At 35.6% G+C, this 21,697-nt stretch carries 25 protein-coding genes and 1 riboswitch; of the genes, 13 read left to right on the forward strand and 12 right to left on the reverse strand.

Going from position 1 to position 21,697, the window contains the following annotated elements; translation table 11 throughout:
• Window positions 1-19: 19 nt before the first annotated feature.
• Window positions 20-814, reverse strand: coding sequence for a type I methionyl aminopeptidase (gene map, locus F933_RS05365; RefSeq protein ID WP_005059088.1), 795 nt, complete (start codon window positions 812-814; stop codon window positions 20-22).
• Between the two features lie 355 nt (window positions 815-1,169).
• On the opposite strand from map, the gene brnQ reads away from it, so the two are divergent.
• Together brnQ and F933_RS05375 are read left to right on the forward strand one after the other, a co-directional pair.
• A complete protein-coding gene (gene brnQ / locus F933_RS05370; RefSeq protein ID WP_034710483.1) occupies window positions 1,170-2,471 on the forward strand; it encodes a branched-chain amino acid transport system II carrier protein in 1,302 nt (433 codons plus the stop codon).
• A 361-nt stretch (window positions 2,472-2,832) separates the two neighbouring features.
• On the forward strand, window positions 2,833-3,075 hold the full coding sequence (locus F933_RS05375) for a hypothetical protein (protein WP_005054188.1): 243 nt from the start codon (window positions 2,833-2,835) through the stop codon (window positions 3,073-3,075).
• A 29-nt stretch (window positions 3,076-3,104) separates the two neighbouring features.
• On the opposite strand, the gene F933_RS05380 is transcribed toward F933_RS05375, so the two are convergent.
• Window positions 3,105-3,560 (reverse strand): hypothetical protein, encoded by a 456-nt coding sequence (locus F933_RS05380; RefSeq protein WP_005059090.1) that lies wholly within the window; start codon window positions 3,558-3,560, stop codon window positions 3,105-3,107.
• Between the two features lie 131 nt (window positions 3,561-3,691).
• On the opposite strand from F933_RS05380, the gene F933_RS05385 reads away from it, so the two are divergent.
• Together F933_RS05385 and F933_RS05390 are read left to right on the forward strand one after the other, a co-directional pair.
• Window positions 3,692-4,552, forward strand: a complete 861-nt coding sequence (locus F933_RS05385) for an alpha/beta hydrolase family protein (RefSeq protein WP_005059091.1) — start codon at window positions 3,692-3,694, stop codon at window positions 4,550-4,552.
• 705 nt (window positions 4,553-5,257) lie between these two features.
• A complete protein-coding gene (locus F933_RS05390; RefSeq protein ID WP_005054191.1) occupies window positions 5,258-5,722 on the forward strand; it encodes a MarR family winged helix-turn-helix transcriptional regulator in 465 nt (154 codons plus the stop codon).
• A gap of 47 nt (window positions 5,723-5,769) precedes the next feature.
• Here the strand turns inward: F933_RS05390 and F933_RS05395 are convergent, their stop codons facing one another.
• A complete protein-coding gene (locus F933_RS05395; RefSeq protein ID WP_005059092.1) occupies window positions 5,770-6,438 on the reverse strand; it encodes an SOS response-associated peptidase family protein in 669 nt (222 codons plus the stop codon).
• A gap of 170 nt (window positions 6,439-6,608) precedes the next feature.
• Between F933_RS05395 and F933_RS05400 the strand changes: the two genes are divergently transcribed.
• The 3 genes from F933_RS05400 to F933_RS05410 all read left to right on the forward strand — a co-directional run bounded on the left by F933_RS05400 (window position 6,609) and on the right by F933_RS05410 (window position 8,950).
• The gene (locus F933_RS05400) at window positions 6,609-7,250 is read left to right on the forward strand and encodes a TetR/AcrR family transcriptional regulator (protein ID WP_005059093.1); all 642 of its coding nucleotides are present in this window, start codon (window positions 6,609-6,611) and stop codon (window positions 7,248-7,250) included.
• A gap of 113 nt (window positions 7,251-7,363) precedes the next feature.
• Entirely contained in the window at window positions 7,364-8,284 is a 921-nt protein-coding gene (gene argF, locus F933_RS05405; protein ID WP_005054194.1) for an ornithine carbamoyltransferase, read from the forward strand.
• Window positions 8,285-8,425: 141 nt separating this feature from the next.
• A complete protein-coding gene (locus F933_RS05410; protein ID WP_005059094.1) occupies window positions 8,426-8,950 on the forward strand; it encodes a protein tyrosine phosphatase family protein in 525 nt (174 codons plus the stop codon).
• Here the strand turns inward: F933_RS05410 and ispF are convergent.
• Complete coding sequence (gene ispF / locus F933_RS05415) at window positions 8,938-9,429, reverse strand: 2-C-methyl-D-erythritol 2,4-cyclodiphosphate synthase (protein WP_005059095.1); 492 nt, start codon at window positions 9,427-9,429, stop codon at window positions 8,938-8,940. The two genes, F933_RS05410 and ispF, sit on opposite strands and share 13 nt — an antisense overlap.
• Window positions 9,430-9,528: 99 nt before the next feature.
• On the opposite strand from ispF, the gene F933_RS05420 reads away from it, so the two are divergent.
• The gene (locus tag F933_RS05420) at window positions 9,529-10,176 is read left to right on the forward strand and encodes an A1S_1983 family putative colistin resistance protein (protein ID WP_005059096.1); all 648 of its coding nucleotides are present in this window, start codon (window positions 9,529-9,531) and stop codon (window positions 10,174-10,176) included.
• A 41-nt stretch (window positions 10,177-10,217) separates the two neighbouring features.
• Here F933_RS05420 and F933_RS05425 read toward each other — a convergent pair whose 3' ends face one another.
• From F933_RS05425 to galE, 4 genes are all read right to left on the reverse strand, one after another.
• Window positions 10,218-11,462: a D-amino acid dehydrogenase gene (locus tag F933_RS05425; RefSeq protein WP_005059097.1), complete on the reverse strand. Its 1,245-nt coding sequence runs from the start codon at window positions 11,460-11,462 to the stop codon at window positions 10,218-10,220.
• Window positions 11,463-11,637: 175 nt separating this feature from the next.
• A riboswitch (glycine riboswitch) is annotated at window positions 11,638-11,727 on the reverse strand.
• Between the two features lie 136 nt (window positions 11,728-11,863).
• Window positions 11,864-12,355 carry a hypothetical protein gene (locus F933_RS05430; protein ID WP_034710429.1) on the reverse strand — a complete coding sequence of 164 codons (492 nt, stop codon included), beginning with the start codon at window positions 12,353-12,355 and terminating at the stop codon, window positions 11,864-11,866.
• Between the two features lie 105 nt (window positions 12,356-12,460).
• The gene (fumC, locus tag F933_RS05435) at window positions 12,461-13,855 is read right to left on the reverse strand and encodes a class II fumarate hydratase (RefSeq protein ID WP_005059099.1); all 1,395 of its coding nucleotides are present in this window, start codon (window positions 13,853-13,855) and stop codon (window positions 12,461-12,463) included.
• A gap of 154 nt (window positions 13,856-14,009) precedes the next feature.
• Complete coding sequence (galE, locus tag F933_RS05440) at window positions 14,010-15,017, reverse strand: UDP-glucose 4-epimerase GalE (RefSeq protein WP_005059100.1); 1,008 nt, start codon at window positions 15,015-15,017, stop codon at window positions 14,010-14,012.
• 67 nt (window positions 15,018-15,084) lie between these two features.
• On the opposite strand from galE, the gene tusD reads away from it, so the two are divergent.
• From tusD to F933_RS05460, 4 genes are read left to right on the forward strand one after another with little or no spacing between them, the layout of a single operon-like run.
• Window positions 15,085-15,453, forward strand: coding sequence for a sulfurtransferase complex subunit TusD (gene tusD, locus F933_RS05445; protein ID WP_005059101.1), 369 nt, complete (start codon window positions 15,085-15,087; stop codon window positions 15,451-15,453).
• 43 nt (window positions 15,454-15,496) lie between these two features.
• On the forward strand, window positions 15,497-15,847 hold the full coding sequence (locus tag F933_RS05450) for a hypothetical protein (RefSeq protein ID WP_005059102.1): 351 nt from the start codon (window positions 15,497-15,499) through the stop codon (window positions 15,845-15,847).
• 50 nt (window positions 15,848-15,897) lie between these two features.
• Entirely contained in the window at window positions 15,898-16,143 is a 246-nt protein-coding gene (locus F933_RS05455; RefSeq protein WP_005059104.1) for a hypothetical protein, read from the forward strand.
• Between the two features lie 29 nt (window positions 16,144-16,172).
• Window positions 16,173-16,484 (forward strand): TusE/DsrC/DsvC family sulfur relay protein, encoded by a 312-nt coding sequence (locus F933_RS05460; RefSeq protein WP_005059106.1) that lies wholly within the window; start codon window positions 16,173-16,175, stop codon window positions 16,482-16,484.
• A 10-nt stretch (window positions 16,485-16,494) separates the two neighbouring features.
• Here the strand turns inward: F933_RS05460 and F933_RS05465 are convergent, their stop codons facing one another.
• Window positions 16,495-17,358: a DMT family transporter gene (locus F933_RS05465; RefSeq protein WP_005059107.1), complete on the reverse strand. Its 864-nt coding sequence runs from the start codon at window positions 17,356-17,358 to the stop codon at window positions 16,495-16,497.
• 122 nt (window positions 17,359-17,480) lie between these two features.
• Between F933_RS05465 and F933_RS05470 the strand changes: the two genes are divergently transcribed.
• Complete coding sequence (locus F933_RS05470; RefSeq protein ID WP_005059108.1) at window positions 17,481-18,878, forward strand: aminotransferase-like domain-containing protein; 1,398 nt, start codon at window positions 17,481-17,483, stop codon at window positions 18,876-18,878.
• 1 nt (window position 18,879) lies between these two features.
• On the opposite strand, the gene F933_RS05475 is transcribed toward F933_RS05470, so the two are convergent.
• The 3 genes from F933_RS05475 to moaCB form a co-directional block, all read right to left on the reverse strand.
• Window positions 18,880-19,362: a winged helix-turn-helix transcriptional regulator gene (locus tag F933_RS05475; protein ID WP_005059109.1), complete on the reverse strand. Its 483-nt coding sequence runs from the start codon at window positions 19,360-19,362 to the stop codon at window positions 18,880-18,882.
• A gap of 176 nt (window positions 19,363-19,538) precedes the next feature.
• Complete coding sequence (locus tag F933_RS05480) at window positions 19,539-20,771, reverse strand: molybdopterin molybdotransferase MoeA (protein ID WP_005059110.1); 1,233 nt, start codon at window positions 20,769-20,771, stop codon at window positions 19,539-19,541.
• Complete coding sequence (moaCB, locus tag F933_RS05485; protein ID WP_005059111.1) at window positions 20,771-21,694, reverse strand: bifunctional molybdenum cofactor biosynthesis protein MoaC/MoaB; 924 nt, start codon at window positions 21,692-21,694, stop codon at window positions 20,771-20,773. Before moaCB ends, F933_RS05480 begins: the two co-directional genes overlap by 1 nt.
• Window positions 21,695-21,697 lie beyond the last annotated feature (3 nt).

A 21,697-nucleotide genomic window follows, 5' to 3' on the forward strand; every position in this document is an offset into this window, starting at 1 on the left:
GCTTTTTTATTCAATCAAATTAAATTGGAGAGTAAGTACCCGTACCATTTGGCCAAGGGGTTAATAACTCAAATCCATCGTCAGTTACAGCAACCATATGCTCCCACTGTGCAGATAGAGATTTGTCTTTAGTAACAACTGTCCAACCATCACTTAATTCTTTAACATGCGGTTTCCCGGCATTCACCATTGGTTCGATTGTGAAAACCATACCTTTCTTTAAAGTCATGCCCTGACCTTTTTGCCCATAATGCAGAATATTAGGTTGTTCATGATAAATTCGACCAATACCATGACCACAATACTCTCGAACGATACTAAAACCTTCAGCTTGAGCAACAGATTGAATTGCATAACCAATATCACCTAAAGTGGCTCCTGGTTTTACAGTACGAATACCTGCAAGCATTGCTTCATACGTTGTAATAACCAATTTTTTCGCTTCGGACGTTGGCTCTCCTACAAAATACATACGGCTGGTATCACCAAAATATCCATCTTTAATAACAGCAACATCAATATTTAGAATATCACCTTCTTGAAGAATCTTTTTTGGTGATGGAATAGCGTGACAAACCTCTTCATTAACTGATATACATGTCGTTTTCGTGAAACCGTGATAACCCACATTTGCAGGAATAACTTGTAATGTATTAACAATATAATCATTACAAATGTCATCTAAGTATTCAGTTGAAATACCCGGCTTAATATAGGCTCCTATCATTTCTAAAACTTGTGCCGCCAAACGACCTGAGATACGTAATTTCTCAATATCTTCTTCAGATTTAATGGTCACAGTAGAAGCTCTCATCCGAGTTTCCTTATTCAACAATAAAAATTAATTTCTAAATGCAGATCAATTGCTTGTGTTGCAATTGTTAAGTCAATACTTTTACGCCTTCGTACGAAATTCTTCAATCACTTTAAGACTAAAAGATATTTATTATTTTACATTTAATTTCAACTCTTAGCACAACTACTAATAGCTAAATTCGTATTTTTAAAGTTTTATTAGCATTTCAACCAATTAAATTTACCATTGTTAATTATATGATTTTAATAAGTTCTTTTTAGTCAAAAATGAATCAAATTCACATAAAATTAGTTTCAAATGAATGCAATTTTGGTCTAGAATTCGCACTTTTATTTTATTCCTCCCTCTTTTTATGAACCATCTTCGTACAGGAGATATTATTGCTCTTGGTTTTATGACCTTTGCCCTTTTCATAGGCGCAGGCAATATTATTTTCCCACCAATTGTTGCTCAACAAGCTGGTGAACACGTATGGCTAGCTGCTTTTGGATTTCTCATCACCGCAGTTGGCTTACCTGTGATTACCATTATGGCTTTATCTCGCATGCAAGGCTCTATTGAAGTCATTAGTTCACCTTTAGGACGATTTTTTAGTTTACTGCTTACTATCGTCTGCTATTTATCAGTAGGTCCACTATTTGCAACACCAAGAACGGCAACCGTTTCTTATGAAATAGGATTTGCACCCTACTTTGGTACATCTAGTAGCAGCCTTTTTATTTACAGTGTGATTTACTTTGTCTTAGTGACAGCAGTTTCTCTATATCCAAACAAACTTTTAGACACTGTTGGTCATGTCTTAGCGCCGTTAAAAATTATTGCATTAGCCATTTTGGGCATCGCAGCAATTTTAATTCCAACTGGTTATATTTCACCGCCAGTACATAAGTATGTGACAAGTCCAGTCTCTGAAGGTTTTGTAAATGGTTATTTAACCATGGATACTTTAGGTGCTTTGGTTTTTGGTATTGTGATTATTCAAGCCATTCAATCTCGCGGTGTTACAGACTCAAAACTCATTACCAAGTATGCAATTATCGCAAGCTTAATTGCGGGTGTCGGATTGACTCTGGTTTATATCAGTTTATTTAAACTGGGTTTAGGTAGCCATGAAGTTGCTGCAAATGCGGATAATGGTGCAGTTATTCTACATGCATATGTACAACACGCTTTCGGCGATCTAGGCTCTTTGTTTTTAACAGGTTTGATTTTTCTAGCATGTATGGTGACAGCAATTGGCTTAACGTGCGCTTGTGCAGAATATTTTACAGAGCTCACTGGTCTACCGTATAAATTATTGGTTTTCATTCTTATTGGTTTCTCATTAATCATTTCTAACCTTGGATTAACCAAATTAATTGCTTTTTCTGTACCTGTTTTAAGTGCAATCTACCCTCCAGCGATTGTGGTTATCATGCTAAGTTTCTTTTGGAAACACTGGAATAAACCATCTATTATCGTCGGTTCAGTTACTAGTATCGCATTTCTATTTGGGATAATTGAAGCAATTAAAGCCGCGGGATTCAGCAATAAACTACCTAGTTTCATCAATCATTTGCCATTGAATGAACAAAATCTAGCATGGTTACTCCCATCGATGATTGTTCTTGTTATTGCGATTATCATTGATCGATTGATTGTTATTAAAAATTAAAATGATTTGTCGTTAAAATCGTGTTTTACCCAAACATTATTTTAGCTATACAAAAAATGTTGTTTTATCAAATCTGCATTTTTTGTTTACGACAAATCTTTTTATCAAACAATCATTACTCACATTTCTCAAATTGATAAGTTTTTCAAAATGTAAAAATAACCAAGAATATTTTACAAATAAATAGTATAAATACATACAGAAAATATTCAAACATCATATAAATCAATACATTCATAAATTTATTTTAAAAATAGTCAGATTAGCTCTTGTAATACCTAAAGATTAGCAGTACAACTTTAATATTAATTCCGACAAAAACGATTTGTTTTTTGTCACTACGACACAAGGAGGGATGGAGATGTTATCAATACATTTCAATAAGCAAGTCTTCATTAATTCTCTGAAGGCTAATGATTCAATGGTATATGCAATCACCACAATTGCACTAATGGCAACACTGTTGCTACAAGGTACAATTAAGGGCAATTTAAAGCCTGAATATTTTGTATATGCTTTAGTTGTCTCAGTCGCCTTTTGTACGTGGGGGATTATCGATCGAAAGTTTCGAAAGATGAGCGCTGAGCGCCAAAAGAATTTTTAAATAAAAAAAGGATGAGCAATCATCCTTTTTTAATGCATAAATTTAACTATTGTTCCTACCACTAAAACTGCTGTTGCACCCAATTCCACGATAATAAGACTTAACATAATCAATGTCATACACCATGTGGGTAATGTCCATTTGCCGAGTTGATGAGGCTGCTTAAATTGATTACTGGTATCTTTTAAAAAACCATGAATAATGTAGGTAATAATCGACATCGAAAAAAAGAACAAATTAGCAATTACACAGAATAAAGCCAAAGTATCTGTTAATACTGTAAAAAAACTCAGCGCAGCTAAAATCAGACTTGCAGCCGCGTAAAGCAAACTACTTCGATGAGCAATATCTACATAGTAATGAGCTCTCGCCTGCGTGTTTTTTCTAATCTCATAATATTTCCAAACGCCAGTTAACATACCCACCCAAAGAAATATACCGCTAAATACTATAGCTAACTGTGTCGCTTGAGTTAAATAGATCATCCCTATCTCATAAATTTTCATTTTAAAAATGATATCTTACCTAAAATTTGACTTTAAAGTCATTCTTTGATCAAGTTTCTTTTTGGAACTTATGTACAGTAGAACAAAGCATCACAAATGAGTATTTAATAATGAACAGCTTTGAATCATTTTGGATAAGTTGTAAAGATGGTTATCAACTTGCTGCACAATATTATTCTGCACCTTTACAAGAAGATAAGCCTTATCCAATTCTTATTTGTCCAGCAACAGGAATTACTAAGACATTTTATAATTCATTTGCCGAATGGTTAAATCAGCAAGGTTATGCTGTCCTTAGCTTTGATTTTAGAGGTATTGGGAAGTCTCTACATGGCAAACTTAAAGATTCTAATGCAAGCATTAATGATTGGGGTCTATTAGATATCCCCGCTGCAATTGAAAGTTTAATCAATCTTACACATGCTGAGAAAGTGATTATTATCGGTCACAGTGCAGGTGGACAATTATTAGGAATTAACCCCAATTATCATAAAGTTGCAAAAGTATTGGCGATTGCTGGTTCAACAGGACATGTAAAAGGCTTAAAGGGTAAAACAAAATTACTTGCCCCTGTCATGTTTAATGTGATTTTTCCAGTTTCAAGCTTTTTAAAAGGTTATGGTGCAACTCAGTTCATCGGTATGGGTGAAAATTTACCAAAGAATGTCGCAAAACAATGGGCTGAGTTTTGTAGTCAACCTGGCTATGTAATGAATGCGATCGGTAAAAGTATTTTTGATGATTTTCATAATGAAATTCAATGTCCAATTACTTCGTTCTGGGCGACAGATGATGAGATTGCAACACAGGTAAATGTAAAAGATCTTTTAAGACTGTATCCCAATGCACAAACAAACTTTATTGAATTAAATCCAAAACAACATGGCTATCAAAAAATTGGTCATATGTTGATGTTTAAAAAATCACATCAAAAACTCTGGCCAGTTTTAGCAAAAGAATTGCAAGTATAATCTCTCTTACGAGTAACCAACTTTTCGTTTTAACGCATCTAAATCTGTAATCCTGTTTAGATGCGTCTTTTTAAATTTATCCCCAATATTCATGATTAGTGATATCAGAAAAATCAATAAATTGATAATCTTATCTAAATAACTTCCCTTTTTTTTAATCTAAACTACATTTACCCTGTTAGAAATAGAGCTAAAAATGTAAAAATACAGAAAAAATGTGATAAAGAATGTATTTATTCATCTTTTTCAACTATAAAAATATGCTATTTTTTAACCAACCGATAAATCCAAATAATTGTATTAGTTATCTTATTGACTCTTATTTATTTTATAAATATATTGATTTCGTATTTTTATGACATTTAAGACATAACTTTTTATCAAAAAAGTCACGTCATATTTTGTATTTATTTTCTACAATACGATTGTTCTACAAATACGTTAGAATGCAAAATTGAAGATAGACTCTTGGGGTTAAATGAATAGCTAAAATCATCATTATTAACATTTTTAAATGGACTTATGATGTTTTCAATTATTCAAAATATATTTAGTCTAAAAGCAATTTTTAAGAAGATTTGCTATAAAGAGATTGTTGGAAAATTCAAGTTTCTAATTTTCTAGCAATAAACTGTTTGTAGTCATTTCATAGGATCTGAGAGTTGTTTTTTGCAACTCCGTGCAACAAGCATAGGAAATAAGTAAATGCCTAAAAAATATGCGCGTTTTTTACCTACAGCCGAATCATTTAACTTAGAAGACTTCCCATATTACTGGATTTCTCAAGTAAATGCTCAGTACGTTCAAAACATCGATAACGTGCTAAAAAAATATGGTTTAGACAATTCTCGCCGTCGTATTTTAATTGCTTTGAATGTAAAACCCCATGCAAGTGTTTCTGAACTCTCAGACATGGTCATTTCAAAAATGTCGACTACAACTAAAATTGTTTATCGTTTAAAAGACGAAGGATATATTGAAACCTATTCATGTAAAGAAGATGGTCGTATTACTCGCGTTTTTCTTACCGACAAAGGTACAGAAATGATTACCAAAATCAACGATCTTACTTCTGTCATTTTAGAGCAATCATTTGATGGCTTGACCCCTTTGCAAATTGAAAAAACCATGGAAATTTTACGACATATGTTTAAAAACTTAGCGCGTTAATTTCAGTTGAAAATGCTCCAAAAAATGGAGCTTTTTCATATAAACTTTCAAAAATCCTCAAAGATATTTAATTGTGGTGTGTCTTTTTTTAATTTGATTTTCGGTACATGCGAACACTCATATTCGTCCACAGGAAAACCTTGCATAAATTTTTTCAACTGTTCAGGTTGACTTATACTGAGCCATTCATCTAAACGGTCATGTGGAATAATTACAACAGATCGCTTCACATCGCCAGGTTCATGGAAATCTTTCATCATTGCATGATCAATTGCATCGAGTGTTAGCATTGCAGCAGAACGAATAATTTGATTATCTAGTTTTCTAATTTCATATAGCGCAGCGATATAAAAAGCATGCTGATCTTGTCTTCTCACTCCCCATCTTTGTGGTTTAAGGTCAATATACTTACTCTCATAAAACTCAGAAACTGGAATAACACCAAATTTACATTTATAAGCTGCTTCTTGAAAACTTGGTTTCTGAAAAATAGTTTCATGCCTAGCATTGTAAGTATGTTTTGCAATACTCGTATCTTCCGCCCATTTAGGGATTAGACCAAAAAGCACTACACGCCACTCTAAGCCAAATTCAGATTTAAATAACAGCGGTGCTTTATAACCAGGATATATTTCATCCACATATTCAAACGGAATATCTGGTAGTCCAAGTTGTTTCACTTGCTCACTCGTGATTGGTTTGAAATTGGCACACATTTATGATTTAACTTTTATCTTCAGAAAAAGACGATTGAACATAAGTTTAACAACCTACGCTCAATAAATAAAACATGTAAGCTTTCTGCTACATTCAATGCACTTTATAGCCATACAAAATATATGGTTTTTGCTATAATAAATCATTACCAACACACCAATTGAATGTAATGACTGATATTTGTTATCCATCCTGTGAACAACCCATAACCCGTCGTGGTCAAGAAAGAAGACTTGCACTATTACTCTGTGCAACTGACTTGTTTCTTGAGAAAGGTTATGATGCTGTTTCACTAGACGATATTGTCAATCATGCTGGTGGTTCCAAGACTTCAATTTACAAATATTTTGGAAATAAAGAAGGTTTATTTACAGCGATTTGTGATTATCGAAGAGAGGTCTTTTTTAACGGTGTTTGCGTACCCTATGATCCTGAGTCTGTGAGTTTAAAACATTATTTAAGCAATACACTTCAACGTTTTTATCAACACATTATCAAAGCAGATAATATTGCATTCATGCGCATGTTTACTGAACAAACCCAAAAAGATGTTCAGTTAGCAAATTATTTTTACGATAAATGTGCTTTGAATATTCAAAACACCATTTCATCTGCGCTTGAGCAAGCACATGTAAATAATCAAATTTTTTGCACTCAGCCGCTTTTTTCTGCCACCATGTATTTTGGAATATTAAGGGATGTTGAATGGCGCATTCTGATGGGACTTAACGTTTGTGAGAATGATAAAGAAGTATATGATTATATTGATTATTGCGTAGAGTTGTTTTTAAAAGCTCATCAAAAAGTCTAATTCTTTTGCTTTTTCTTAGTCGTGTAGTATAGTACTCAATTCGTTTTTTCTTCACCACCCATTATACAGCAGTTAATTATTGTTTTTATTCAATAATTATTGTGGGAGTAATTATGGCGCTTCGTCATTTCCTAACTTTACGTGACCTTTCATCTCTAGAATTGCAACGCATTCTTGACCGCGCTCAAGAACTTAAACGTATGCAACATAGCAATACGGTATATCAACCTTTTGTTGGTAAAGTCTTAGGAATGATCTTTGAAAAATCGAGTACCCGTACTCGTATTTCTTTTGAAGCTGGGATTTGTCAATTTGGTGGTAGTGCTATCTTTTTATCTCCACGTGACACTCAATTAGGTCGTGGAGAACCCATCGAAGATTCAGCACGTGTTATATCAAGTATGCTTGATATAGTCATGATTCGTACCTTTGGCCATGACATCGTTGAACGTTTTGCATCGTACTCAAAAGTTCCGCTTATTAATGGGCTTACAGACGATCATCATCCTTGCCAACTACTTGCAGACCTACAAACATTCCAAGAACATCGTGGCAGTATTGCAGGTAAGACGGTTGCATGGATTGGTGACGGCAACAATATGTGTAATTCATATATTGAAGCAGCTCATATGATGGGTTTCAAACTTAAAATTGGCTCTCCTGAAGGTTATGAACCTAAACCTGAATTTCTAGCTGAATTTGCTGACTGTGTAGAAGTCTTTAACAATGCTGAAGATGCAGCTGTAAATGCTGATTTAATTGTCACTGATGTCTGGGCAAGCATGGGACAAGAAGAAGAACAGAAATTACGTGAAAAAGCTTTTGCAGATTTCCAAGTAAATGAAAAATTAATGGATTTAGCACATCCTGATTGTCTATTTATGCATTGTTTACCTGCACATCGTGGTGAAGAAATTTCTGAACACATGCTTGACCACAAAAATGCGGTCGTATGGGATGAAGCTGAAAATCGTCTGCATGCACAAAAAGCATTGATGGAATTCCTACTCAATGAAAATATGAAAAAAGATTAATCCATATCAACAGCATCTTCGGATGCTGTTTTTTTACCTCTTATAAATTGAACGCTTTAATAAAAACACTTATAGTAAGTTAAGCCTTTTAGAATAAGTTTCTCATTATACGAGAACCTCACTCATTGAACAGCGGACGTTATGACTACACTTGAACAAGTTTTATCTCAAATACCAAGCTTTTCTTTAGTACATGAACATTTGTTTAGTTCAGCTCAACCAAATGCTGAGCAGTTAAAACAGATTAAAGAATATGGTTGCAGTACTGTTATTAACTTAGCGACTAGTAAATCGGAAAACTATTTAAATAACCAAGATCAAATTTGTTTAGATTTAGGATTAAATTACATTCATATCCCGATAGATTGGGATGTTCCATGTTCTGAACAGTGTTTATTGGTTTTAGATTTAATTGATCATATTGTTCAAAATGAAATTGTTTGGTTACATTGTGCTAAAAACATGCGTGTTAGTAGTTTGATGTATTTATATCGACAGTTTTATATGAATATTGATATGCCAACCGCCCAAGAAATTTTACATCAAATTTGGGAACCGAATGAGACTTGGACTGGTTTAATTCACAGCATTACTTTACAACTTCAAGGTCGCAAAGCAACGCAAGAATTACAATTATCGCTTATAAATGCCGATCATTTTGCATGATGAGAGATTAAAACCGTCGCTGTTGCCAAGATACCTTCTTGACGACCAGTAAAACCTAATTTTTCTGTCGTTGTCGCTTTGATACTGATTTGAGTGACATCAACATCTAGAACATCAGCAATACTTTGACGCATTTCTAGATTATGTTTAGCAAGTTTAGGACGCTCACAAGCTACGGTAATATCGGCATTATTCAGTTGATAACCTCGATCTATAATAAGCTGATATACATGTTTAAGTAATAGACGACTATCTGCACCTTTATATTCTGGGTCAGTATCGGGGAAATGTTGTCCAATATCCCCCAACGCGAGCGCACCAAGCAATGCATCACACAATGCATGCAACACTACATCACCGTCTGAATGTGCTTTGAGACCTTGTGTGTGAGGAATTTGAACACCTGCTAAAGTAACAAAATTTCCTTCTTCAAAAGCATGTACATCGATCCCTTGTCCAACACGAATTTGAGCAACCATATAATTTTTCCTTTTACAATATACTGAACAAATCTTGTATTCTGGCTTTCAATTTCGCTATAGTACGTTGAGCAAATTTGACTGAAAGTATAAGTGATTATGCTGTTTAACACTGTAAAAAATCAATTAAAGAAATCTAGTTACATCATTACATTGGGTTGTATTTGCTCAACATTTACCTACGCAGAATCTATTGACTGTGTAAGTAACAATGTTGATCTAAATAAAATATGCTCAAAACAATATAGTGAACAACGCCAGAAGTTGAACACTAAGTTTTTAACAGCCTATCTTGTGACAGATGCGCCTACACAATTACTGCATGACACTCAAAAGCTTTGGATAAAACAAATTTCACAATGCAAAAGTAAAGCATGTTTTCAGCAGCAATTTGATGTTCGTTTAGATGATTTAAACTTTTATACATCCATGAATCAAACATTGACCCAACATTATTTAAAATATGAACAAGGAAAAATTGCGAAACAGCCTGTTCATTTAAAAATCCATCAACTTGATAAAGATAAGCTCAAGATTGAAGGTGTGGCATATCGCAATACAAACAATCGCCTAGAAACTCAGATACTCTCATTACTTGCTTATAGTACGCCCGATCAAAAGAATCAAATCGTAGATAACGAAAAAAAATGCCAATATCAATTTGACTATCAAAAGGCATTATTAATCGTCAGAAGCGAACAGAAAGGTTGTAATCGTTTTACGGGTATTTATCGTTTGTATGATTAGTCTGTTAAAAGAAGCCGATTTAAACATCGGCTTCTTTTAATTTAAGTCGGGAATTTTTGAGAAATTTCTTGGCTAATAACAACTGCTGTTGCGGCAGATAAAGTCCAGCCTAAATGCCCATGACCTGTATTGTAAAATACTCGTGAATGTTTACCTTGCTTCACTACTGGTAACATATTTGGCATCATTGGACGTAAGCCAGCCCAAGGCACGACATGCTCAGTAGAAATATCAAAGTTTTGATTAACCCAATTAACAAGAGGCTGAATTCGATCTGCACGGATATCACGGTTATAACCATTAAACTCAGCCGTACCCGCCACGCGAAATCGATCTGCTCCAAGTCTAGAAGTTACAATTTTTGCACTCTCATCTAGCAAACTAACCCAAGGTGCATTTTTTACACTTTGTTCATCTTTGAGTTGTACTGTAATCGAATAGCCTTTAACTGGATAAACATTAACGCTATCACCCAACATATCAGCTAATTGATAACTCCCCACGCCACCACATACTAAAATTAGGTCGGCTTCAATAATAGTTTGCTCTTGAGATTCAGAATGCATATTTTCAGAACTGTTTTTGCATTGAATGATGACTTTATCTTGTTCACATTTCACATCAACAACATCCAGCCCGAAACGATATTTAACCCCATAAGCCTCGGTTCTTTCTGCTAAACCAACAGAATATTTGTGAATATCTCCTGTGGCATCGCCAGCAGTGTAGTAGCCACCGTAATACTCCCCTGTTAAATTGGGCTCTATCGCTTTCATTTCCTCAGGTGTTATAGCATTACGTTCAAGTTTCCCTTCAACCAGAACATCATTAACTTTTTTAGCAATTTCAAAGTCTTCTTTAGTGTGATACATATGCAAAATACCACGCTTTTCTAGATCAAAAGAAATACCTTCTTTATCTGCAACTTCAAACAATCGCTGTCTTGCTAATAAAGCCAAACGAACTGTTTCAATAGTGTTGGCTTTGTAGTTTTTAATATGGGTCAAAAACTCAACGAGCCAACGATATTTGTGCATACTAAAAGATGGATTGAGCAATAATGGTGCATCTTTTTTGCCCATCCATTTCATACCTTTTAGCACAGTCGCTTTTTGATTCCAGACTTCAGCATTACAGGCAGATAATTGACCACCATTTGCAAATGATGTTTCCATTGCTGGAAATAAATGGCGATCAATAACGGTGACTTGATAACCCAATTTAATTAATTCATACGCAGATGTTACACCTGTAATCCCCGCACCAATAACAACAACATGTGGCATAGCAACTCCCTGAAATGCATAACATTTCATAAGCATAGCCCCATCTGTCATGGTACCTGAGAGTTTCGGCAGATGATTACCAATTAATCATTTAGCCTTCCCCTTCGGTGAGTGTTTCATGTAGAAAAAATATTGTATATTTCTACAAATTAAGCACTGCTCTCCAGATTGTATTTCTATTATTACAGTCCTTCTGCCTGAGAGTTTCCGGGGTCGTTGCTCCTTCGGCGAGTTCATTGAAGAACTTCTCTCCCGCAATAATAATTATATCCCTACAAGCAATATATATGCCGCCTAATATTACGAACACTAAATTCTTGTAACTGTTTGTAGAGCAAGACGCATCTAACTTTAACACTAATCAGCCAATAAAAAGCAGACTTCATGTCTGCTTTTAAAAATTAAAATTTACATTGCAAAATTTGTTCTGAAAGTTTGCCTTTCCATAATTCTCTCAGTGTTGGTAAATAGAACTTTTCTCCTATCATCACCAACTCAGCATCTATTAGGGCATGGATCTCATGCATTAAGATATAATCCAACGCAATTAACGAAAATTGAGGATGTTTTTGCGAAACTTGCTTACGTTTAATTTGAGCTTTTTTCACCAATTCATTTGCAAAGTTTTTATCTTTATACGTGGTGATTGCACTTAGACGTAGCTCAATGATCCCCCAACCTTCTAATAACTTTTTAAAAACGTCAAAGTCTTTAGAAGTTGCTTCCCAAGTCACATTTTCCAAATTATTGTCATCAGGTAATACTGGCAATAAGAGATCTGCTGTACTAGGAAATATTTTCTTTAAATTCAATAAAAATTTAACAGGATTTTCATTTGGAAGATCAGCAAACTGGATATTGGTTTTGGTGTCTGTCAAATAAATATTGAGCATAATGAAACAACAATCAGGTAAATCAAAAGCGTATTGTACGCAGTTCACTTTATAAAAACTACTTATAAAATCCCTCTTATTAAAGAAGGATTTTTACATTTATATTTACTTACTATTTGGAGAGACCATATTTTCTGGTTTAACAACTTCATCAAATTTTTCAGCCGTAACTAAACCAAGCTCTACAGCAACCTGCTTCAATGTTTTATTTTCCTTATATGCTGTTTTCGCAACTTTGGCAGAATTTTCATAGCCAATCACTGGATTGAGTGCTGTCACCAACATCAAAGAATTATGTAAGAAATAATCAATTTTCTCACGATTTGGCTCGATCCCAACCGCGCAATGATCATTGAAGCTATTGCATGCATCTCCCAAAAGCTGAATAGATTGTAATAAGTTATATGCAATCACTGGCATAAATACATTTAATTCAAAATTGCCTGAAGCTCCAGCAATGTTAATCGTTGTATCATTTCCTAAAACCTGAGCAACCACCATTGTCATTGCTTCACTTTGGGTTGGATTGACTTTACCCGGCATAATACTCGAACCAGGTTCATTTTCAGGAATACGAATTTCGCCAAAACCACAACGTGGACCACTCGCCAACCAACGAATGTCATTGGCTATTTTATTTAAACTTGCAGCTAATGTTTTTAAAGCACCTGATGCAAATACCGCAGCATCGCGCCCTGCCAAAGCTTCGAATTTATTTGGAGCCGTCACAAATGGCAAACCAGTTAGTTCAGCCAATTGTTCAGCAGCTTTTACAGCATAATCTGGGTGAGCATTCAACCCAGTGCCAACTGCCGTTCCACCTAAAGGCAGTTCATACAATCCCAAAAGAGCTTGATGTAAGCGTTTCAAACCATGTTCTAATTGCGAAACATAACCACTAAATTCTTGCCCTAAAGTCAGTGGTGTCGCATCTTGTAAGTGTGTACGACCAATTTTAACAATATCATCAAATTCTTCTGACTTGCTCTGTAAGGTCGCTTTTAACCTTTCAATAGCAGGAATCAGTAATTCATTAATTTGAAGGCTTGCAGCAACATGGATTGCCGTTGGGAAAGAGTCATTCGTTGATTGAGCACGATTAACATGGTCATTTGGATGAACTGGCTTTTGCTCACCTAAGGCATGTCCTAGATTTTGATTAGCAATATTTGCAATGACTTCGTTACAGTTCATGTTACTTTGAGTACCAGAACCTGTTTGCCAAACAACTAAAGGAAATTGAGAATCCCAATCCCCGGCAATTACTTCATCCGCGGCATTTACAATATATTGGCTAAGGTCTTCTGGTAGTTGTTTTAATTCAGTATTAGTTATTGCAGCCGCTTTTTTTACCAATCCCATTGCACGAATCATTGCACGCGGTAAACGTTCTTGACCAATTTTAAAATTCTGTAAACTTCTTTGGGTTTGCGCACCCCATAAAGCTTCATTTGGAACTTCAACCTCACCCATCGTATCGTGTTCAATTCGCATTTGCATAAACAACCTCTGCTCTATTTGATTAAAATTATCACGGGCTTAAGCTGAAAAATGCTTTGGCTGGCGGAGACCTAAATATTAAATTTATAATATCTATGAAGTCTCGAAATTATCCTAAACAAAGCAAGTCGAAATGTAAATAATAATCATTATCTCAATTACCATTTAAGGTGTTTTGATAAAATCGCCACTGATCTTCGATCATTTGCTTCAATGTTCGTTTAGGCGACCAATGAAGTATCTTCTGTGCCTTATCAATATTTGCACCCAATTGAGCTAATTCATCATGTTGGTATATTGCAGGCTGAACTTTTATTTCTAACTGAGTTATTTGTGCAATTTCATCTATTAACGATTGAATAGAAGTTAGCTCAGCACTAGCGACATTAAATGCTTCTAAACAACTGGATTGTGTTTTCAACCAACTTAAAGCATGTATTACAACATCACATGCATCTAAGACATGTAGGAAACTACGTTCAACCGTTCCATCTTTGGTCTGTGCTTGATTCTGAATCTCGATACAATCTCGCTGCATCGCTGCGACTTGTAGAGCTAGAGGAACAATGTTTTTTGGTAGTTGTGTTACATATTCACCTAACACACCATGTTCAAAGGCGCCGACAATATTGGATAAACGCAAATTTACAATTTTCCATTCATGATCTGCTTTATACGTATCTGTAATAATATCTTCAACCATTTGTTGCGAGCGAATGTATGGATTCGCATAGCGATAATTAAACTCAGTCTCTTCACTTAGTTCTGGATTTGATTGTCCGTAAACAGCTAAGCTAGAGATATTAATGAATTCTCTCACGCCCATGCGTTGCATGGCTCTTAATAAACTCATGATACTACTGACATTATCATTATAGTATTCTAATGGTTTTAACACCGATTCTTCGAGCGATTTAAAACTTGCAGTATGAATCACAGTTTCAATAGAGTATTGTTCAAAAACTTTATTTAGAGCAGGTGTATTTCTTACATCAACCTTTACAAATGGGATATACATTCCAGAGATATACTCTAAACGCTCCAAAATTTGCAAAGTTGAATTGGCTAAATTATCAACAATAACGATCTCTTGCCCACGAGCCAATAAACTCAAAGCAATGTGTGAACCGATAAAGCCCAAACCACCTGTCACCAAAATCATTGTATACTTACCTTCTTTTTAATCTGTCCATCATCATTTTGCCTACGATGACCATAGTGAATGTTCAATGAGTACACTACTGCTAATCACTTCTTCGCCTACTTCAGTAATTGCTTGGCATGCTTTTGGTTTAGCACAAGCATTACATAGTAAACAGTCAGAATTTCGTGTGTTCTTTTACCAAGACGGTGTTCATGTTGCAAACGATTTACAGTGGTTTCCTGATGATCAACGCAATCTGAAACAAGAATGGCAAAAGCTCGGCATTCGACTCCCTGTCTGTGTCAGTGCTGCCCTTGCTCGGGGAATTACTGATGCGAGCAATGCGCAACGTCATTCACTTCAACATCACAACTTAGCGCAAGGTTTTGAGCTTGTCGGACTTGGAGAGCTTGCTGATGCTGTGCAAAGCTGTTCTCGTATACTTCAATTTTAATTTAAGTACATAAATAGAGTGTTGCTTTTAAAAGGTATATTGTGTGAAATCTGTACTCGTCATCCTAACGCAGTCTAATTTAACTAGTTTGCAGATCAATGAAAGCTTATCTGCAACTATGGTTTTAGCAACCTTTGGTATCTCTGTCAAAGTTTTATTCAAAGATGCTGCACTCAGCCTGTTAGACAATAATTTAGAGTTCAATCAATTTAAGCAAGCATTTAAAATTGCTGCCAATATGGTCGAAAGTTTCGAATTTTATGATCTAACACCCATTTTAGTTGAGAAAAAAAATCAGCAGCTTGATAGTATTTTAAAATCTGAGCAAGAAATTGAATTTATTCAAGTCAGTCCTGAATTTATTCAATCATTTGATCATGTTCTCTATTGGTAAGTGTGCTCATCATGAAAAACCGAACTCTATTTATAATTCAGTCTAATTACATGAACACCGATAAAATCTTGGTCGAATTAGCGCAAATGGCTCAAATAGAAGATTCTATAGTTGTACTAGGTGATGCGTTATTAAAACTCACAAATCCGATTGTTGATATTTATCCAAATCTTTATTGCTTAAGTAACGAACAAACACTACTTAACAAGGAATTCAAACCACAATTTAAAGTAATCGAGTATTCAGAATTCGCTGATTTAGTCTTAAAATCTGAGAATTGTGTTTCTTTAAAGTAATTTTTTTTTAAATCTGCTTAGGCTATTTTATGCATTTAGAATTAGATCAGGACGGTCATTTGGTCGATTATACAATTTGGAATCAAGAGGTTGCTACAGAACTCGCAAAATCTTTAGATTTAGAACTAACCGATTGGCATTTTGATATTCTTCATGCTGTACGCCAATTTTATCAACAATTTGGACATTCACCTGCAACACGCCCTTTGATTAAATTCTTGATGAAAACAGTGAGCCCTGAAATCAACAACGCGGAATTACAGGAGAGGTTTAAAACAGGTTTAGTAGCTCGACATTTAAGTCGCTTAGCTGGTGTTCCTAAACCTGCAAATTGTTTGTAATCATCTTAACCTAAGCAAACTTTTTAGCAAAAGCTACGCAGATAATTACCGCTATCGTTACTGCAAACATACTAATACTCACATGCTCATGTAATATCACGGCAGCTATAAGCAAACCAATGATTGGTTGTAACAGTTGTAACTGACCGACGGCTGCAATTCCGCCTTGTGCTAAACCTTTGTACCAAAAAAAGAATCCAATCAACATACTAAAAAATGAAACATACGCTAAACCCAACTTAGCGGACAACGAAATTTCTGCCATATTAATAGGTAAATATAGATATGCGATAAGTAACATTATAGGCAATGTCAAAATAAGAGCCCAACAAATAACCTGCCAACTGCCTAACTGCTTAGATAAAGTTCCACCCTCTGCATAGCCAAAACCGCAAAGCAATATAGCAATTAGCATGAAAATATCACCATAATTAAATGCCCATGATCCAGTTTGAAACAGCATATATCCAAAAACAAAAAGACCGCCCAATACAGCAAAAACCCAAAACATTAAGTTTGGTTTTTCACCTCCACGTAATACACCAAATATTGCTGTTGATAACGGTAATAAACCTACAAAAACTATGGTGTGTGCTGCACTAACAAATTGAAGTGCCAAAGCTGTAAATAAAGGAAATCCAATGACGACACCAATTGCCACATAAAATAGTGGTAACCAATCTTTTTTTTCAGGCATTTTTTGCTTTGATAATAAAATCAAAGCTAAAGCGATTACCCCTGCAATCGCAGCCCTAGCAGCAGTTAAAAAGGTCGGACTTAGCTCTAAAATTGCAACACGTGTTGCTGGTAATGAACCTGCAAAAATTACAATCCCGATTAGTCCATTCAACCAACCACTATTTAAAGATTTCATTTGTCAACTCCCCATCTATATAGGGAATTTAATCTGTGATAAGGTGGATTCACCACATACAGATAAATACAATTTCAAATAACTGTACTGGTATTATTTGCAATACAGTTTGAGAGAAATAGATGAAAGCAACTAAAATTGATCTGGTTATGCAACACATCAACCAACAAATTAATAATCGTTCATTAATGCCTGGTTCTCGTCTCCCATCTGTACGCGCATTGGCTGAACGTTTGACTTTATCTGTCTCAACAGTGGTCGAAGCTTATGAGAGACTTGCTTCTCAAGGCCTAATTGAATCAAAAACTGGCTCAGGTTTTTTTGTAGCAGGTCCTCTTGCACCACTTTCAATGTCACAATTTACAGCTAAAATTGATCGTAACATTGACCCCTTATGGATTTCCAGACAATCGTTGGAAGCTCAACCCAATGTTTTAAAACCAGGCTGTGGATGGTTACCTGATGATTGGATGCCATATGAGAATATTCGAAAAGTGCTGAGGAAGGTTTCTAAAGCAAATAGCGAAATTTTATCAAATTACTCAACCCCGCTTGGACTTCTAGCATTAAGAGAATTGCTATCCCGTAGAATTTTAGTAAGAGGTGTAGAAGCAAATCCAAACCAAATATTGCTTACTGATTCAGGAACTCAAGCAATTGATTTAATCTGCCGCTATTTTTTAAAGCCGAACGATGTCGTTCTTGTAGATGATCCTTGTTATTTTAATTTTCATGCTTTACTTAAAGTTCATCAAGTTCAAGTCATAGCTGTACCTTACACACTAAATGGACCAGATTTACCTGCTTTTGCAGATGCAATTCAAACGTATAATCCACGTTTATACATTACCAATGCCGGAATTCACAATCCTACAGGTGCGGTATTAAATGCATCAACAGCTTATCAAGTTCTGAAACTTGTAGAGCAATCTAATTTAATCGTGATTGAAGATGACATTTTTGCTGATTTAGAATTGCATACTGCTCCAAGACTTGCTGCGATGGATGGTTTATCTCGAGTGATCTATATCGGTAGTTTCTCTAAAACGTTATCAGGTTCAGTTCGAACGGGATATATTGCCAGTAAAACTGAGTGGATTGAAGATTTAGCTGATATTAAGATCGCAACAAATTTTGGAGGAAACAATCTATCTGCTGAAATTTTGCATGCTGCATTAACAGATGGGAATTATCGCAAATACTTAGATGAATTAAAAATTCGCTTGGCTAAAGCAATGGATGTAACGATAAAACAATTAAACCAACTCAGTATTAAACCTTGGCTAAAACCACAGGCAGGACTATTTTTATGGTGTGAATTACCCACGCATCTTGACAGTGCTCGCATTGCTCAAAAATGTCTAGAATATGACGTTATTTTAGCGCCGGGTAATTCGTTTAGCCAAAGTAAAAATTTTAAAAACTTTATCCGTTTTAATGTTGCACAATGTTTAGATCCCAAAATTTTTGAAGTTCTATCTCTTGCTATTCAACATGAGATAGACCAACAAAAATTATAAATCAAGCACTTTTTTGCTTTTGCTCAACAAATGCAAAATAGCCAGGACCAGCTGTTACACGTACATCTTTAACATTGATTGGTTCATCGCATTCAGAACAAACTACTTTAGGATTTATTTTCTGACCACAGGTTTTATGAGTAAATTCTATTGGTTTTCCAAGACCCATATCCATCCATTTATCAGCCCACTGTACCATTGATAAAATAATTGGATACAAATCTAAACCCTTATCTGTAAGTTGATATTCAAAACGTTCTTGACGTTCAACATAAGGAACTTTAACCAAAATCCCATGCTCCACTAAACGCTTTAAACGCTCTGAAAGCACATGACGTGTAAGTCCTAAGCTTCGTTGAAAATCATCAAAACGACGTATTCCCATAAAGGCATTACGTAAAATTAGCATTGTCCAACGATCACCAAGCACAGAAAGCGTTCTCGCCACTGAACATGGCTGATCGCCAATTTCTTCCCATTTCATTATTATCACCTGATCATTTTTTAAAGCTATAAGATATGTTATGCATATCTTGAACCGTATGTTTAGAAACTAAACAATATAAAATATACACTAAACCACCTAATCTATAAGATGCAATATAAAGGCTTGGCTAAATCTACCAAAAACAATGAATTTTACATAAATGTATCAATCATTTAGTTTTTAATAAAGATACCTGAAACCTTTTGTCCTGCATTGAGTGGGGTGTTTGCAGGAATACGCACCAAACAATTTGCTTGCATCAAATTAGTCAACATATGTGATTGTTGCTTAGCAAGGCTTTTTAATTTGAGTTGACCTTGATCAAAGTAGGCGTGCATTCTCAAGAATCGTTCACGTGCATCAGATTTAAGCTCATGCGTGAGCGTGGCGCTAAACCATTCAACTGATTCATGTTGATTCTGCAAAGCATCCAATAGCACTTTGCCATAAATTTGCATACAAACATAAACTGCTGCTGGATTACCTGGCAAACCAAGGATATAACAATTATGCTTGTCTTTTGACTGATACTCAGCAAAAAATAATGGTTTTCCCGGTTTTTGCTTCACTTTCCAAAAGATTTGTTCAAAGCCAGTTTCAAAGGCACATGGTCGAACAAAGTCATAGTCGCCTACAGATACACCACCCGTGGTAATGATGACATTATATTGATGTTTTAATTTTTCAAAGCATGCTGTGACTTGTTCAGCCTCATCTGCAACATGTAGAATCTCGACTTCAATTCCATAATCTTTGAACCATGCCCTTAATAAAGGTCCATTTGCATCAAAGACTTTGCCTGCTTGTAGATCTTCAGGATTTCGAGCAACCTCATCACCCGTAATAACAACTGCAACTTTAGGCTGTTGAAAGACCTGAATATTTTTTACTCCCGCCATACTTAAAGCAGCAAGAGCACCTATATTAATTTTCTGACCAATCTCAGCAAGCTGTTGACCTTGTTTGACTTCTTCACCAGTAAAACGAATATCAGCCTGTTGTTTAATATGCTCACTTAAGCGGATTTGATCAGCATTTTCAAGGATTACGATTTCTTGGCGAGCGACATGAGTTGTTCCCTCAGGAATTTTTCCACCTGTAAAAATCCTAATCGCGTGATTTTGCTGCAAAGGCAACTCGGAAAAAGTACCTGCTTTGATTTCCCCATTCAGCTTGAAGCTAGCATTTTGAAGATCATCAAGCGAGCAGTTGATTGCATAACCATCAACTGCACTTTGAGAGAAGCTCGGTAAGTTAACCTCAGAATACACCTCCTTTGCCAGATAACGATTTAAACAGTCTCCTAAAGCCAGCGTCTCTGTTGTTAGCGTTTTAGGTTGGGCTTGAATCAAAGCTAAAGCTTCATCAATACTGATTAAACCTTTTTCAGCGCCGCATCCAGACATTATTCATAGCCTCCCGGATGAGGCAAATCACGGCATACATCAAAGATATGTACTAGAGCTGGCAAAATAGCAGCCATTGATTCACTCGCACCACCACGACTACCAGGTAAAGTCACTACTAACGAACGATCAATAAAACCAGCCACACCGCGTGACATCGCTGCATATGGTGTACGTTTTTGTCCAAAAGAACGTGCTGCTTCCATTAAACCATCTAATTTACGTTCCAATAGCGGCTCAAGCGTATCGACTGTAATGTCACGCTTACCTATACCTGTTCCACCAACAGTCATAATACATGCATAAGATTTGCTTAGCTCTAACACTAGGTCTTTTAACTGATCAGATTCATCTGGCAGAATCTGATAATGAATTGGATCAAAACCAGCTTCTGTCAAAGTATCAACAACTGACTTTCCTGCCGTATCAGGTTTGCGACCGGCAGCAACCGTATCAGACAACACGATCACAGCAGCGGAAACAGGCTGACGTAAAGTACGTTTGAAATGTGATTTTCCGCCTTTTTTCTTGAGCAATTTACATTGATCTAAACAAAGCTCTTCTGGCTCACAATGCGGTTTTAACATATCATATATCGTTAAACCTGCAAGACTAGCAGCTGTTAAAGCCTCCATCTCAACACCTGTAGGTCCAATCGTTTCTACAGTGGTTAAAATCACGACATGATCATCATTTAATTCATATTCAACATCGGCACGATAAATCGGTAATGGATGGCAAAGTGGAATCAGCTCATCCGTTCGTTTCGCTGCCAATATACCTGCAATACGCGCAGTTTTCAGTGCATCGCCCTTTTCAGTATTTCCGTCACGTAGCAGTTGAATACAATGTGCAGGTGCATGTAAGACAGCTTGTGCTTCAGCTACACGATAACTTTCGGGTTTCATCCCAACATTTTTCATTTT

The sequence above is a fragment of the Acinetobacter beijerinckii CIP 110307 genome, from assembly GCF_000369005.1.
GTDB classification, from domain to species: Bacteria; Pseudomonadota; Gammaproteobacteria; order Pseudomonadales; family Moraxellaceae; genus Acinetobacter; species Acinetobacter beijerinckii.